Source organism: Chryseobacterium paridis, from assembly GCF_016595215.1.
Taxonomy (GTDB): domain Bacteria; phylum Bacteroidota; class Bacteroidia; order Flavobacteriales; family Weeksellaceae; genus Chryseobacterium; species Chryseobacterium paridis.
Window position 1 is genome coordinate 431,983 of the sequence record NZ_JAENHK010000001.1, and the last position, 15,474, is coordinate 447,456.

The following is a 15,474-nucleotide window of genomic DNA, read 5'->3' on the forward strand; positions in this document are numbered from 1 at the left end:
CAGATAAAATAGCACAAGATGAAATCAAATTTTAATAAATTTCCAGTCATTGAAATAAAAGGCCACGCCTGTTTTGCGGGTTGGGAGCATATTATTGAACAATTAAAAGAAAGCAAGCCTAAAGTTATCGCGATTGAATGCTATCCAGGTGTCTATGTGGAAGAGCTAATCAATTCAGTGAAAGAGGGATTAAACCCGGAGTTGCTGATCAATACAGTTCAGGCCATGAAATCGGAAGAACAAATTGCAGCAATGGTACAACCTTATGTAACGGATGATCCAGTATTTGGATATATGACTTCTCTTACACTGGAAGACTATTTCGATTTCGGTAAGATTAAATATTTTAAAAGCCATATATCAGAGATCAAAGGTTGCACGGTGATCATAGGGCCTGGTGCTACTTTGATTGCGGACGAAGCAGATCTCTCCCTTTATGCAGATATGCCCCGTTGGGAAATACAAATGCGCTTCCGAAAAGATACAGCCTGCAATCTGGGCAGAACCAATTATACAGATTCTTTTGCCTATCAATACAAACATGCTTATTTTGTAGACTGGCGTGTAAGCGACCATTATAAAAAACAAATATTGAGTAAGTGTCAGTTTCTTCTGGATACGACCATACCTCATCAGCCCAAAATGATAAGTACAAGCGCTTTATTTGATGCGCTTAAGCAAACGGTAAATACTCCTTTCAGAGTTGTTCCGTTTTTTGATCCGGGACCGTGGGGAGGACAGTGGCTAAAGGAAGTATGTGACCTGGACAGAAGTCTTCCGAATTACGCATGGGGATTTGATTGTGTCCCTGAAGAGAATAGCCTTTTATTGGGCTTTGGAAATCATGTTGTGGAAATACCATCTTCCAATCTTGTTTTTTTTCAGCCTGAAGCTTTGTTGGGAAGAGAAGTATATGAGGGATTTGGTGATGAGTTTCCGATCCGTTTTGACTTTCTGGACACCATGGAAGGGGGCAACCTAAGCTTACAGGTGCATCCATTGAAGGAATATATCAAAGAAAAGTTTGGAATGACCTATACGCAGGATGAAAGTTATTATATGCTGGATGCCAAGGAAGACGCTTTTGTATATTTGGGATTAAAAGAAAATGTTGATCCTGAACTCATGATGAAGGAGCTGGAAGCTGCACAGTCTAATCAGATTCCTTTTTATGCAGAAAAGCATGTACAAAAATGGCCGGTCCGCAAGCATGATCATGTATCTATACCTGCCGGTACTGTACATTGTTCGGGAGCGAATTCTGTGGTATTGGAAATCAGTGCCACCCCTTATATTTTTACTTTTAAACTATGGGATTGGGGACGTATGGGACTGGATGGCAAACCGCGTTCGATATCATTGGCACATGGTAAAAACGTTATACAATGGGACCGAACCACTTCATGGACAAAAGAAAATATATTGAACCTCAGAGAGCCCGTTGCTGAAGGAGATGGCTGGAGGGAAGAACGCACTGGCCTGGATAAATTATCATTTATTGAAACAAGAAGACATTGGTTCACTAAAAAAGTAGTTCATCACACTGAAGGTGTCGTAAATGTGCTCAATCTTGTGGATGGCAGGGAAATTATTATCGAAAGTCCTGATCACCTTTTTGAGCCCTATGTTATTCATTATGCGGAAACATTTATTGTCCCGGCTCATGTCGGAGCCTATACCATAAGCCCACATGGAGAGAGTGAAGGAAAAGAATGTGTGACGATCAAAGCAAGTGTACGTACCCAAATGATTTCTCAAAAAGTTTTAAAATAACCCTTATGCAAGGAACATCAAACTCTTCTATCATTTATAAGGCAACCCTTGTAGCCTCAGTTGGCGGATTATTATTCGGCTATGATACTGCTGTAATCTCCGGGGCTATTGGATTTATGAGAACCTATTATCATTTATCCGATCTGATGACAGGCTGGGTTGCTTCGTGTGCACTGCTGGGTTGCATCATAGGCGCTATGTACTCGGGAGCATTAAGTGATCGTATCGGCCGTAAAAAAGTATTAATGCTATCCGGTTTATTGTTTACTATCTCATCAGTAGGAACATCATTAGCTCCAAATCTATGGATATTTGTAGTATTCCGCATTATAGGGGGAATGGGTATTGGAATCGCTTCCATGCTGTCGCCGATGTATATTTCAGAAATGGCTCCGGCAGCTATAAGAGGACGTTTGATATCCATATTTCAACTGGGCATAGTTACTGGCATTCTGGTTATTTATTTTGTGAATGCCTATATTGCCGGCATTCATGACGAAAGCTGGAATGTTTCTACAGGATGGCGGTGGATGTTTGGTTCAGGAATTATTCCTTCCATTATTTTTATTTTGTTACTCCTTACTGTCCCTGAGAGCCCTCGTTGGCTGGCCGGACAAAAAAGAGAAACAGAGGCTTTAGTCATCCTCGAAACCATCAACGATTCTGTTACTGCCCAGTGGGAGCTGGATTCTATCCGGGAATCTTTGAAAGATGAAAGGCCTTTTTCATTCAGCACACTTAAGGAACCCAAATTGAAAAGGGCGTTGGTTATAGGCATTTTCCTAGCTATATTTTCTCAAATTACCGGTATCAATGCCATTATGTACTATGCCCCGGAAATTTTCAAGTCTACAGGTGTGGGATCTGATTCTGCATTTATGCAAACCGTTTTGGTGGGGATCATCAATGTTGCTTTTACTTTTGTAGCGATAAACTACGTAGACACATGGGGCCGAAAAAAATTACTGCTTCTTGGTATTTCCGGCATGGCTATTTGCTTGTTTATTGTTGGGTTTGCCTTTTTTAATGAACAAAAGGGATATCTTATACTTATCGCAATTCTTGGATACATTGCCTGTTTTGCCATGTCCCTGGGTCCTCTTGCATTTGTGGTTATTGCAGAAATCTTTCCAACAAAGGCTCGTGCTACCGCCATGTCTGTAGCTACTTTCTTTTTATGGTCAGCTGTTTTTTTGGTTTCCCAAACTTTTCCAGTTCTTATCGGGACTATAGGTAACGCTTATACTTTCTGGCTCTATATGGGAATTGCAGTCATCGCTTTATTATTTATCTGGAGAGTAGTTCCTGAAACCAAGGGAAAATCATTGGAGGAAATAGAGAATTCTTTATAAAAAAAGGATGATTGAAATTTCAATCATCCTTTTTCTATTTTATCGGTTTTATACTTATTGCAAACCCTCCTCCTGGAGCCACTTTGATTTTCAGCTTCATATTCGATTTTACAGATTGTTTTGAAATCTCATAGCTTTTAGGATGATGATTCCAGCTGGCATCTTTTCCGTCTTTATAAATGATTGCCTCAAACTTTTGATTTTTTGGCAGAAATGAAAAATCTACAGTGGCTTCTCTTGAATTTTCATCGGTAATACTTCCAACAAACCATTCATCTTTGTTTTTAGCCTTCCTTGCGATGGTAATATAATCTCCCGGTTCGGCTTCAAGGATGTAAGAGGAATCCCAATCCACAGCAACGTCTTTGATAAACTGAAAAGCATCAGGATATCTTTTGTAATTATCAATCAGGTCTGCAGCCATCTGAAGTGGGCTATACATGGTGATATAAAGTGCTAATTGCTTGGTAAGCGTTGTACTTAGCTTGGCTTTATTGGTTCCATAAACCGAGAGATCTCCTTCAAATATCCCCGGTGTATAATCCATTGGACCTCCTATTAACCTTGTAAATGGTAATATGGTAGTGTGGTCCTGACGGTTCCCGTTGAAAGATTCAAATTCTGTACCCCGTGCCGATTCCTGTGCAATCCAGTTGGGATAAGTTCTGTACAAACCTGTTGGCCGTACTGCTTCATGTGAATCTACCATGATATGGTATTTTGCCGCCATTTCAGCAACATAACTATAATGGTTCACCATCCACTGACTGTCATGGTATTCACTTCGCGGAATGATCGGTCCTACATATCCTGTTTTTACAGCATCATACCCATTATCTTGCATAAACTGAAATGCATCTTTTAACTGCTTTTCATAATCCACTACTGATGATGTCGTTTCGTGATGCATAATGATCTTTACATTCTTACTTTTAGCATACGCCTGAAGTTCTTTGACATCAAAATCGGGATAAGCTTTTGTAAAACTATAAATATGTTCTTTTCTGTATGCCTGATTATCCTCCCAGCCTTCATTCCAACCTTCTACTAAAACAGCATCAAATCCGTTTTCTGAGGCAAAATCAATATATTCTTTGACATGTTGGGTATTCGCTCCATGCCTGCCATTTGGCTTTAGTGTTTTATAATCGGTTTGTCCAATTCTGACATCCTGATCATCAGAATATGCCCATGTAGAGCCACCTCCTGTAAAATATTCCCACCATACTCCAATGTATTTGGTAGGCTTGATCCATGAGGTATCGTCAATTTTGCTTGGCTCATTAAGATTAACGATCAGGTTGGAAGACAAAATATCCCTTGCATCACTGCTGATAATCATTGTTCGCCATGGACTTACAGAACCGGTTTGAATAAAACCTCTATCTCCATTTTTATCGGGAGTCAGATTGGATGAAAGAATAAAATTCTTCTCATCAAGGTTAAGCGTCATCGCAGCAAAATTGGTAAGAGCTGCTTCATGAATATTGATATAGACGCCATCTTGCGATTTCAACATTAATGGAGTCTGTACGGCAAGAGTTGCACTTGGAGCTTTTGCTGCCAACGGTTCTTTCCGAACATCATCGATCAGTTTTGAAACTTCAGAAAGATTGGAGGTTGTTACTGGAAACTCATTGGTATCATAATCGGCTGGGATCCAAAATACCTTATAATCTTTTCCTAAATTAAAGCTGGTTTTCTCACTGCTTATCGTAAAATGCCTTAGATCTTTTTGAACAGGAAACTCATATCTGAAACCTAATCCATCATCAAATAGCCTGAACCTAATATCCAGCTTCCAGCCTGTTTTATTTTGTATTAAATGGACCAACATTTCGTTGTAGTGATCAACCACTTCTTTGTTCGGTCCCCATACCGGTTTCCAGGTTTTATTGGAAGATGAGTAGTCAACACCCTCCACTTTAAATTCAGAGAAATAGGAATAAGCCGGTTTTAAGACAAATCCTAACTGGCTTTCTTTTAAAATCGTTTTATCCTTATAATTCAACGAATAATATGGAGTTCCTTCTCCTTCTATTTTAAAATTCAGTTTAAACTGATTATTGGGTGATGAGAGTATTTGCCCATTCGTAACAATCGCAAACAGCACACTCATACAAAAGCATATAGTCTTTCTTTTCATTATATTCATCTTAAAAAAAACACTGTCCGCCATTCCCTGAGAAAATGGCGGACAGAGATCAATTATACTTATTGGAATTATCTTCCGAAATCATCCTGTACTCTTACGATGTCATCTTCATCTGAAGGATTGGATGCATCTGTATGCTGCCAGATTTCAGCAACAACACCCCAGCCGTCTAGCCCGATCAGCCTGTGTCTTTCTCCCTGCTGAAGTTTTACCTGATCCTTTGGATTGTATTCCTTCAATTCACCTTCTTCATCGGTATTACTTCTTTTTATCCCTACGGTTCCTTCCACTACCTGCCAGATCTCTGCTCTTCTGTGGTGATATTGCCAGCTCAATCTTGCCTGTGGTGCTACCAGAAGAATTTTTGGGCTTAGTTTCCCTCCAATCTTCAAACTTTCCACATCTATCCCATCAAAATATTGATTTGCAAAATCCTGTGCCTGAACTTCATCAATCACAAAAAAGCCACCCCAAGGTCTTGTATCGTCTTTCGCAACAAGATTAAAGCCCTGAGCCCCTAACATCTTCTCTACTTTATCAAATATTTCTTTCTTTTCCGCACTCATATATTTATTGCTATTAAGTTAATTGTTAAATGATTTATTCTTTTGACATCGAATAAGGAAAATCCTTTTCCTGTGATCCTCTTTCTTTATTTGGCTGATTGCTCATTTTGAAATCCAAAACAGCCCCCTTCATCAGCTCTTTGTGGCTTAGCCAGTTTTTTGAATAAGGCTGATTGTTTACATTGAGAGATTTTACATACAGGTTTTGACTGCTATTCTCCGGAGCTTTGATTGTTATATTTTTCCCATTTTCCAAATGCACCGTCACTTCTTTGAACAATGGAGCTCCTAAAACATACTGATCTGTTGCAGGTGTTACCGGATAAAATCCTAATGCAGAAAAAACGTACCATGCAGAAGTTTGTCCATTATCTTCATCTCCGCAATATCCGTCAGGTGTTGCCTGATAGAGTTTATCCATTACCTGTCTAGCCCAATACTGTGTCTTGTACGGTGCTCCCGCATAATTGTATAAATAGATCATATGCTGAATAGGTTGGTTACCATGAGCATATTGTCCCATATTCATGATCTGCATTTCGCGGATCTCATGGATTACACTTCCATAGTAACTATCATCAAAAACCGGTGGAAGAGAAAATACCTCATCCAGTTTAGCTTCGAATTTCTTTTGTCCACCCATTAATTTTGTCAAACCATCAATATCCTGAAAAACCGACCATGTGTAATGCCAGCTGTTTCCTTCGGTAAATGCGTCTCCCCATTTAAAAGGATTAAACGGCGACTGAAATTTTCCGTCCTTATTCTTCCCTCGCATCAGACCTGTTTCAGGATCAAACATGTTCTTATAGTTATAAGCCCGTTTTTTATAGATATCAATTTCTGAAGCTGGTTTTCCCAAAGCTTTTCCTAGTTGATAAATAGAAAAATCATCATATGCATATTCTAAAGTACGGGCAGCATTTTCATTAATTTTCACATCATATGGAACGTACCCCAGAGTATTATAATATTCTACTCCTTTACGGCCAACAGCTTCGATAGGGCCCTCATTATTTGCTCCGTGTTTTACAGCCTGCCATAATGTTTCAATATCATATCCGCGTAATCCTTTAATATAAGCATCAGCAACAACGGAAGCTGAATTGTTTCCAATCATAATATCGGAATATCCAGGACTGCTCCACTCTGGCAAGAATCCTCCTTCCTTATATGCATTTGCAAGGCCTTCCTGCATTTCTGCATTGATACTTGGGTATACTAAATTCAGAAATGGATACAATGCACGGAACGTATCCCAAAAACCAGTTCCCGCAAACATTTTTCCATCTAGTATTTTACTATTGTAAGGACTCCAGTGCTTTACTTTATTCTGAGCATCTATCTCATATAATTTTTGTGGGAAAAACAGGGTTCTGTATAAAGAGGAACAGAAGGTTCTCATTTGCTGATCAGTTCCGCCCTTTACTTCAATTTTACCGAGTGTTTTATTCCAAACATCTTTGGCATTATCTTTTACCTGATCAAAACTTCGATCGGCGATTTCTCTTTTAAGATTCAATTCTGCCTGTTCGAAACTAATGAATGACGATGCTACTTTTGCATAGACAGATTCTTTATTTTTAAGTTTAAATCCAACTACCGCTCCGGCGTGATCACTGGTAATTTCCAATTGGTTATTGACAAATTGATCGTCTTTCCAGCCTGTTGTTATATCAAAATCTTTATCAAACTGAACGATAAAATAGTTTTTAAAATTCTCATATTTTCCTCTGGCATACTTGGTCGTATATCCTATGATTCTTTTTTGTTTAGGAAGAATTTTGATATAAGAGCCTTTATTTAAGGCATCAATTACCACATATGCACTATCCGTTTTAGGAAAATCAAATTTAAAAAATGCCGCTCTTTCTGTAGGTGTAAATTCTGTCGTAACATTAATATCAGCCAAATAAACACTATAAAAATAAGGTTTTGCAACCTCAGCCTTATGGCTGAACCAGCTTGCACGATCTTCCTCTTTGAACTTTAGTTTTCCTACTCCCGGCATGATCGCAAAAGCTCCATAATCATTCATCCACGGGGAAGGCTGATGCGTTTGTTTAAATCCTCTGATCTTGTCTGCATCGTAAGTATAAGCCCATCCATCACCCATCTTACCTGTCTGGGGAGTCCAGATATTCATTCCCCACGGAAGACCAATGGCTGGATACGTATTCCCATTAGACAGCGAAGGCTTAGATTGGGTCCCCATTAATGGATTCACATAATCCGCAGGTGAGGAATTCTGACTAAAAGCCAGTGCATTAAACAAAAGGAAAAAAGTTGAAAATAAAGACTTCATCGTATCGTTGTATTAGTTGATTAAGATTCTCTTCAAAGCATAGCTAGCAGCTCCTAATATGGCTGCGTCTTCAAAAATAGCTGAAATTTTAACAGGCAAGTTAATGTTATTTTTTGCTAAATTCTCATTAAATCTTTGTTCAAAATAAGGAAACGTTTTCGCAATATTCCCTCCTATTACTAAGACTTCAGGATTATAATCCCGTACATATTTCACAATGAATTCTGAAAAAGAATCTGCATATTCCTGAAATACCTGAGACTGAATCTCTTTTGGTTTATCCAGCAATTCTTTGGTTCCGGAAATTTCTTCTCCGGTTAATTCTGCATATCGATTCACAAACCAGCGGGTTGCCAGATAATCTTCACAAATAGAATCTTTAAAAGAAGAATCCCATAAATCTTCATCAGTTGAAGTAGTACCATCATAAAATGTTGTGCCAAGTCCTGTCCCAAGGGTCACTCCGAAAACTCTCTGGTATCCCTGTGCACAGCCTCCAAAAACTTCACCTTCCAAAAAAGCGGCAGCATCATTTACAAAATGAATCTGGTCTTGAGAAATGGCTAATCTTTTTGCCAGCTCTTCTTTAACATTAACCTGATACAGATCAATGAATTTACCCTGTTGCATAAGAGAAGTACCTACTTCATAATCAAAAGGTCCCGGCATTGCAATCCCTATTAGAAGATCATCTTTGGAAAGATCAACCATCCCTTTTTTGATGGCTGAAATCCATGCTGAAAAAATAGTTTCCTTCGGTTCAAAAGAATCAATGTGCTCCCTGATATAAGTGGAACTTATAATTTCACGTTTTTCAGGATCTACCAGAGCCATTGTGATATGTGATCCTCCAATGTCTATTCCTACTACATTTTGCATAATTCTTTTACTTTTACTTCCAGTCAATAATTAAATCATCTTATAATCCAAAAACAGACAAACAAGAAAACAAGAGCTAATAAAGCAAAATAATCAAACTTTTTTTAACCTATTCTGCCACTTGTCTGCCCATCTTAGATCCTAATTTAATTCTAACTGTATACTTTTTATTAATTATTTCTGATATTTATTCTACAATTACTTTTCCTGAAGATTTTATTTGATCATTCGAGGATTTCATTTTATACACATAAATTCCACTTGATAAATTCTGGGTATTTATGGTAACATTATTTTTATCAACAATCTGTTTTTTTATCAGTTTCCCTGAAATGTCATAGAGTGCCACTTCATTTACAGAGCGATCATTAATCATAAAATGAATATCATTCCCCTTCTTAACAGGATTTGGATAAACATTGTTTTCTTTTTCAAAAGCGAGATCCTTTGTAGACAAATTAGAATTACAAGCTACATCTGTACTCCAGTTAGCATTTGACATGTTGGTCAAAGTAGCAAAATGGGTATTTGAGGTAGCATCTAAAGCTCCGTTTCCACTTCCTTCATCCATTTTCCAATTGGCTTCAAGATTTGGAGTAGTTGGCGCAATATTACATTTGTTGTCCGTAATTTCCTGAGGTGTCAGTGCTTTTTTCCAAACTCTGAATTCATCAAGAAAACCGTTCAATGTTCTTGAATTATCATAGTTTCTTGCGAGATAAAGAATACCATTGGCATTAAAGTTTCCTGTAGCATTAATGCTTGCATCAAGAGTCCCGTTAATATAAAGTTTCATTGCAGTTCCGTCATAGGTCGCAGCAATGTGATACCATGTGTTGGTATTCAACCCCGTACTGCTGTTTAGCTTGATTTGAGAAGAACCGAAGCTCAGAATAAATTGTAATTTATTGTTGGCAAGATTAGCATCTCCAAATCTCAGAATTGCAGAATTATTATCTCCGACTTCAATACCCATCACTGAAGAAATATAAGGGAACGCTGATTTGAATGCATTCACTTTTACCCAACCTTCAAATGTCAGAGCATTTCCGCTAAGGTTAAATTGTCCTGCATTAAGATAATTTGTACTTCCATTAAAAGAAAGAGATCTTGGTCCAGGACTTTGAACAGGTGCAAAACCACTATTAAATGAAGCTTCAGCTGAGTAGGCACTAGTATTTGAAGTACCACATATAGACTGCACCTTCCAGACGTAATTTGTATTTTCTGTTAAATTCTGTAAAGTATATGTATTTGTCGTAATGTTAGGCACTGTCGTCCACGTAGTAGCTGCGGTGGTTTTGTACTGCAGATTGAAGGAAGAAGCAGTTCCGGCAGTCCATGATAATTTCGTAGAAGTCCCTAAATAATTCTGTGACTGTAAGCTGGCAGGGATTTCGCATCCACTTCCGGAGTTAAATCTCGGTGCAAAAAGATAAGTACTCTTTAATGTCGAAGAACAGTTGGATTGTATCCTCCAATCATAATCCGTATTCAGCGCAAGGTTGTTAATGGTAATATTACTTCCGGAATAAGCTGTTGCTGCACTTGTCCATGTTGTTGAACCAGCCGCTTTGTAATCGATATTATAAGTCTGTGAACCATTAGACGTCCAGTTCAATTTAGCGGAAGTCCCTGTAACATTAGTAACTTCAAGACCTAATGGAGGATCACATGTTGTTCCTTGAGTCCACGAATAAAGCTGACCGCTCAATTGTGTATTTTCATTATAAAGGATATTTGATCCTGTACTCAAATAACTGGCAGCATTGGTTCCTTTAAGATCATACCACATAAACACTCCATAACCATCATTTTTTGAATTGGTTGCTAAAGTGGAAAGTGTAGAAGCAGAAGTATTTTGTATCCATGTTGCTGCTGCAGAAATCTTAGAATTGGTAAGAGGTGGTATCGAAGGAGCGCTATATGTTCCGTAATAAGCATTCCATCCATAATTGATATAATTTCCAGCATTATCCCCGTTATAAGCTTGTCTTGTTGTTGCAGGGCCAATATAATACCAGGTAATTAATTTATCTGGCATAGCTAATTTAAGTTCTTGTAACAGCATAACGAAAGAACTGCTATTTGGTTGTCCCGTTCCGTTATTTCCATAATCTGCATATTCATCATCAAGGTCAACTCCATCTAAACCATAGGTGTAAACAGTATTTGCAATTTGCAAAGCAAAATCACGTGCTGCTTCCCTATTTGGGAAATTACAAATACCTGCTCCCTGGTGATTTCCTAAAATATCCAGCAGCACTTTTATTCCTTTCTGCTGTAAAGGTCGTACATAGGTATTCACATCATTCAATACTTTTGTGACATTGTTATTGCTGGAAATATAAGCTCTGCTCTTGGAAGCATCGTAATTGATATTCGCCGCAAAAATAATGGCTACATCAAAGAGCTGTTTATTCGTGTTTTGTAAAGTATAAGATCCAGCATTCAGCATATTGCTGTTATTCACTTCCACATAGCATATTCCTAAAGGATTAAGCTGTGCATTCAACAATGATTTTGCCTGAAAGATCAATATGATCAAAGCAATAAGAATAGATTTTCCTTTCATAGTATAGTTTGTTTTGTTTTTGATCTGTTTAAAATTTTCATCATTGAAATCAGCAATACCGGAACAATCAGAAAGCTCCTTCTGTTGATTTTTCAAGTTCTCTCGCAGACTGAAGGAATTCTTCTACATTCATTTCTTTAAAGAAAAGCAATCCGTGAGTAGCCCGAAGCCTTGGACTGTCATTATCATAAAAATAAGGTTTCCCTAATACCAATTGTACTGCTTTGAGTTGCTCCACCCAGGTCTGTATGGACAAATGACTGAACTTTCCATTGTAACGGTAACTTGGGAAAGATGCCTCTACCTGGCTCAGATAACTATTGGTAAAACTCTCATCCATCGTACTCATCGCATTGAGTGATACTGGGAAAATGTGAGAAACATCTGCTGCATTAAATTGATACCAAACGTTTCTGTACCCCCAGATTTTAAGACCCGAAAGATCTTTTTCTTTCCCCCACTCTCTTACCGCTTCTGCTATCGCCTGCAAAACCTTGTAATGGGTATCTGGACCACTGCCTTCGGGATCAAAAGCTAAGCTTATGACCGTTGGATTAATCTCTCTTAACTGTTCTAAAATAGGAAGAACATCCCTGTCCCTTTTTGGTTTTTCTGTGAAAATAGCACCTGTATAAAAACCAAGCCTCAAATGGCTGACATTCTTTGTGCGCACTCCAAAATGAGCCCATACCAGTTCTTCTTCATATTCCCGGATCATCCCTTTCAGGGTCTGAATTTTAGGTTCAGGATTCTGACCGTCATAGCTGGAGTTGACTGTATCTACTATCTCTCTGATCTTTTCAGTTAAGCCTGACTTGCTTTTCAAGTTCCAGAGTTCAACAACATTTCTGACCATTCTATGGGAAACAGCTCTCGATCTCTCCTCCTCGTTTTCAGAGGCAATATTGATCAGGTAATGATAGACATCTTTGTCTTTTTTATTTTTATATCCGATTTCAAAAAAGTCCGGATAATTAAGCATTTCTATTTCTTCTCTTTCAATAAAAGAAAGCGTATCATGAAGGATCTTTATTAAAAACTTATTGGTAACCGCTGTAAATCCAGAGGTAAGAACCGAATAGTGAGACGCATTGGTCTCGTTACGGGATTGATAATGAATATATGGCAACAGCCCTAAAGAAATATCATCGTGATGGGGTCCTGTGTGATAAAAAACTTCATTACTCAATGGTTTTGTCCCAATTTTTATTTTGTCTTCAATGGATGTAATGACTTGCTGTACAGTTGTATCATTAAGTCCGGGAATTAATTTTGTGTACTCGTCCTGTTTCAGATCTTCTAAGGTAAGATGTTCTGCATATTTGTTGAGTTTCTGTGTCAGGGACATAACTGCCCGATCTGTTTTTTCCTGAGACCAGTTCCCTGACTGATAGTAATAATCAACAAGATCATTCAGCATACTGGCTGCACCCAGGGTAATATAAAACCTTCCATTAGGAAGTTGGGAAAGAACGGAAGCCGGGTATAAATTAGATGGAGGTAATTCCAATGCATCTTTTATCATTGGAGCTTTTGCCTCTCCTGCAGCAAAAATAATAGCCACAGCATCCTTGTTATAAATAATAGTTTCTAATCCTATTGTAATGACTAAGCGTTCCCTTGAAATTTCAATTCCTCCCAGATCTCCGGCAGCAACAGCCTGTGTCTCAAAGTTCGTAGAAGTTAATCGAGTTGTAGAATAAGGATCAGAGCCTTTGATATTGAAGGCAATATGCCCATCTGGGCCAATTCCACCAAGGAAAAAACCAATCCCCCCCAATTCACGGATCTTTTGCTCGTACTCCGAACACCAGTTATCAATAAGAAAGATGGATTCTTTTTGCAGTTTTTCTGTAGGATTCTGAGCTTCACGATATCTCAGCTCAAGGTTTACTTTACTATCCGGAAAAACTTCTTCAAAACTTTTACCCTCAGCCAAAAGGATTTCGTCACAATTAATAAGCAACGCATTTTCCTTTTTGAGCCCAAAACCTTCAATGTAATATTTGTTTACATAATGGTAAAAGCTGTTACCCTGTGAAGATTTAATGGGATAAAACTCATCAATCTGTACAAAATGAAGATCAGCCAGTGATGGTTTATCAGCAAATAACAGCTGATGTTTTTCTCTAAGCTTGACAACATTTTCTTCTTCCCAATGGTCCAGGATATATTTCGTCCAATAGATAAAATATTCCGGGGTCTTTCCGGTTGGCAGACTGATGACTCCTTTTGGATTTTTATGTACCCATTCCAAAAACCGGAACGCAGAAAGCATTCCCAGTTTCGGAAAATTATCGACAACGATATAGGGAACATTCACCTTATTGTTTCTTGGAACATCATTCAAAAAGGTGTGCTCTACAGGGGTGAAAATTTTGTTATTTTCCATCTTAAAACTTTGTATTTGTGTTAAATGTGATTATAAAGCTTTGTATTTATGCCAATAGTTCAGGATTTTCATTAAAGGTTTTCCACAATAATTCTCCGAATAAAGTATTGGACCATGCAAACCATTCTCTGGTAAATTTCTTATCGTTATCCTTATGGAAAGATTCATGCATAAAACCTGTTCCACCATGGGTTTTCTGTAACGTTTCAATGCACCATTTGATCTCACCTTTATCTTTAGTCGTAAGCGCTTTCATGATGATACTCATTGGCCAGATCATATCCAAACCGATGTGAGGTCCTCCAATTCCTTCAGCCAATTTACCTTTGAAAAAGAATGGATTATCTTTTGACCATATGTATTTTCTGGTATTGATGTATACCGGATCATCTGCTTTTACAGCATCCAGATAAGGCAATCCTAAAAGGCTTGGGCAATTCGCATCGTCCATTAAATTATAACTCCCGAAACCATTCGTTTCAAAAGCATATATTTTTCCATATTGAGGATGATCGTAGATTCCGTATTTTTTGATCGCAGCATCTACCTCATCGGCAAGGCTGGTTAATTGCTTTGCCAGTGCTTTTTCATTTTTTATATCCGAAACCATTTCTGCGGCCTGACGTAAGCTTACAACAGCAAACAAATTGGAAGGGATAAGAAATGCATAAATCGTAGCATCGTCACTTGGGCGGAACATAGAATTGATAAGACCAACCGGGTTCGTAGGATAGCCATATCCTCCCATTGGGATTCCATCGGTAGCCCAAGCTGTTGTTCTCTCAAATTGGTATGGTCCTAAACCTGTCTTTCTCTGTTGTTCTATGAAAGTTTGCAAAGTCAGTTTAATTCCTTGTAGCCAATTATTATCAAATGGCTTGATGTCTCCAGTTGTTTTCCAGAAGTGATAGGCAAGACGAATAGGATAACATAATGAATCGATTTCCCACTTTCTTTCGTGGATACCCGGCTTCATGTCTGTGTGATCATATTCTTTCCACTTGCTTATTTTTTGATCGTCATTATAGAATGCGTTTGCATAAGGATCTTTTAAAATAAACTGGGTTTGCTTATGGATTACTCCTGATATCAATTTGTGCAGTTTCTCATCTTTTTTTGAAAACTGTAAATAAGGGAAAACCTGAGCAGAGCTATCACGAAGCCACATTGCATCGATATCTCCGGTGATAACATAAGTATCTGGTGTTCCATTATTTTCTGTATAGAAAACCGTTGTATCTAATGTATTCGGAAAGCAGTTTTCAAAAAGCCAGCTTAATTCTTTATTTTTAACTTTCTTCTTGAAAGCCGAAATGGCACTTTCTACCGTTTCACTGGTAAAATGTCTTTTATCTTTTGGAACACGGACAATAGGAAATTCTTCTACGCTTAATCCTTTTGCAAAAGTATTTTGCGCAAATAATAATCCGGCTCCTGCCAATGCACTTGTTTTAATAAATTTTCTCCTTTCCATTGA

9 protein-coding genes are annotated in these 15,474 nt (G+C 38.1%); 2 read left to right on the forward strand and 7 right to left on the reverse strand.

The window, feature by feature from the left end; genetic code table 11:
* Positions 1-18: 18 nt before the first annotated feature.
* Both JHL15_RS01955 and JHL15_RS01960 read left to right on the forward strand, forming a co-directional pair.
* Complete coding sequence (locus JHL15_RS01955; RefSeq protein WP_200242154.1) at positions 19-1,773, forward strand: class I mannose-6-phosphate isomerase; 1,755 nt, start codon at positions 19-21, stop codon at positions 1,771-1,773.
* A gap of 5 nt (positions 1,774-1,778) precedes the next feature.
* The gene (locus tag JHL15_RS01960) at positions 1,779-3,125 is read left to right on the forward strand and encodes a sugar porter family MFS transporter (protein WP_234047666.1); all 1,347 of its coding nucleotides are present in this window, start codon (positions 1,779-1,781) and stop codon (positions 3,123-3,125) included.
* 34 nt (positions 3,126-3,159) lie between these two features.
* Here JHL15_RS01960 and JHL15_RS01965 read toward each other — a convergent pair whose 3' ends face one another.
* The 7 genes from JHL15_RS01965 to JHL15_RS01995 form a co-directional block, all read right to left on the reverse strand.
* A complete protein-coding gene (locus JHL15_RS01965; protein WP_200242159.1) occupies positions 3,160-5,271 on the reverse strand; it encodes a glycoside hydrolase family 97 protein in 2,112 nt (703 codons plus the stop codon).
* Positions 5,272-5,348: 77 nt separating this feature from the next.
* Positions 5,349-5,846, reverse strand: a complete 498-nt coding sequence (locus tag JHL15_RS01970; protein WP_200242162.1) for a cupin domain-containing protein — start codon at positions 5,844-5,846, stop codon at positions 5,349-5,351.
* Between the two features lie 34 nt (positions 5,847-5,880).
* Positions 5,881-8,151 (reverse strand): GH92 family glycosyl hydrolase, encoded by a 2,271-nt coding sequence (locus JHL15_RS01975; protein WP_200242164.1) that lies wholly within the window; start codon positions 8,149-8,151, stop codon positions 5,881-5,883.
* 12 nt (positions 8,152-8,163) lie between these two features.
* The gene (locus tag JHL15_RS01980; RefSeq protein ID WP_200242166.1) at positions 8,164-9,030 is read right to left on the reverse strand and encodes an ROK family protein; all 867 of its coding nucleotides are present in this window, start codon (positions 9,028-9,030) and stop codon (positions 8,164-8,166) included.
* Positions 9,031-9,217: 187 nt separating this feature from the next.
* Positions 9,218-11,701 (reverse strand): endo-beta-N-acetylglucosaminidase H, encoded by a 2,484-nt coding sequence (locus tag JHL15_RS01985; RefSeq protein WP_200242168.1) that lies wholly within the window; start codon positions 11,699-11,701, stop codon positions 9,218-9,220.
* Positions 11,673-13,997 carry a glucosamine-6-phosphate isomerase gene (locus JHL15_RS01990; RefSeq protein WP_200242170.1) on the reverse strand — a complete coding sequence of 775 codons (2,325 nt, stop codon included), beginning with the start codon at positions 13,995-13,997 and terminating at the stop codon, positions 11,673-11,675. The genes JHL15_RS01985 and JHL15_RS01990 overlap by 29 nt, the downstream gene beginning before the upstream one ends.
* A gap of 46 nt (positions 13,998-14,043) precedes the next feature.
* A complete protein-coding gene (locus JHL15_RS01995; protein ID WP_200242172.1) occupies positions 14,044-15,471 on the reverse strand; it encodes a glycoside hydrolase family 125 protein in 1,428 nt (475 codons plus the stop codon).
* Positions 15,472-15,474: the final 3 nt, after the last annotated feature.

Bases quoted from the DNA above. Each gene is read 5' to 3' on its own strand.
- JHL15_RS01990 (WP_200242170.1), bottom strand. From the start codon at position 13,997: ATGGAAAATAACAAAATTTTCACCCCTGTAGAGCACACCTTTTTGAAT.
- JHL15_RS01995 (WP_200242172.1), bottom strand. From the start codon at position 15,471: ATGGAAAGGAGAAAATTTATTAAAACAAGTGCATTGGCAGGAGCCGGA.
- JHL15_RS01960 (WP_234047666.1), top strand. From the start codon at position 1,779: ATGCAAGGAACATCAAACTCTTCTATCATTTATAAGGCAACCCTTGTA.
- JHL15_RS01955 (WP_200242154.1), top strand. From the start codon at position 19: ATGAAATCAAATTTTAATAAATTTCCAGTCATTGAAATAAAAGGCCAC.
- JHL15_RS01975 (WP_200242164.1), bottom strand. From the start codon at position 8,151: ATGAAGTCTTTATTTTCAACTTTTTTCCTTTTGTTTAATGCACTGGCT.
- JHL15_RS01980 (WP_200242166.1), bottom strand. From the start codon at position 9,030: ATGCAAAATGTAGTAGGAATAGACATTGGAGGATCACATATCACAATG.
- JHL15_RS01965 (WP_200242159.1), bottom strand. From the start codon at position 5,271: ATGAAAAGAAAGACTATATGCTTTTGTATGAGTGTGCTGTTTGCGATT.
- JHL15_RS01970 (WP_200242162.1), bottom strand. From the start codon at position 5,846: ATGAGTGCGGAAAAGAAAGAAATATTTGATAAAGTAGAGAAGATGTTA.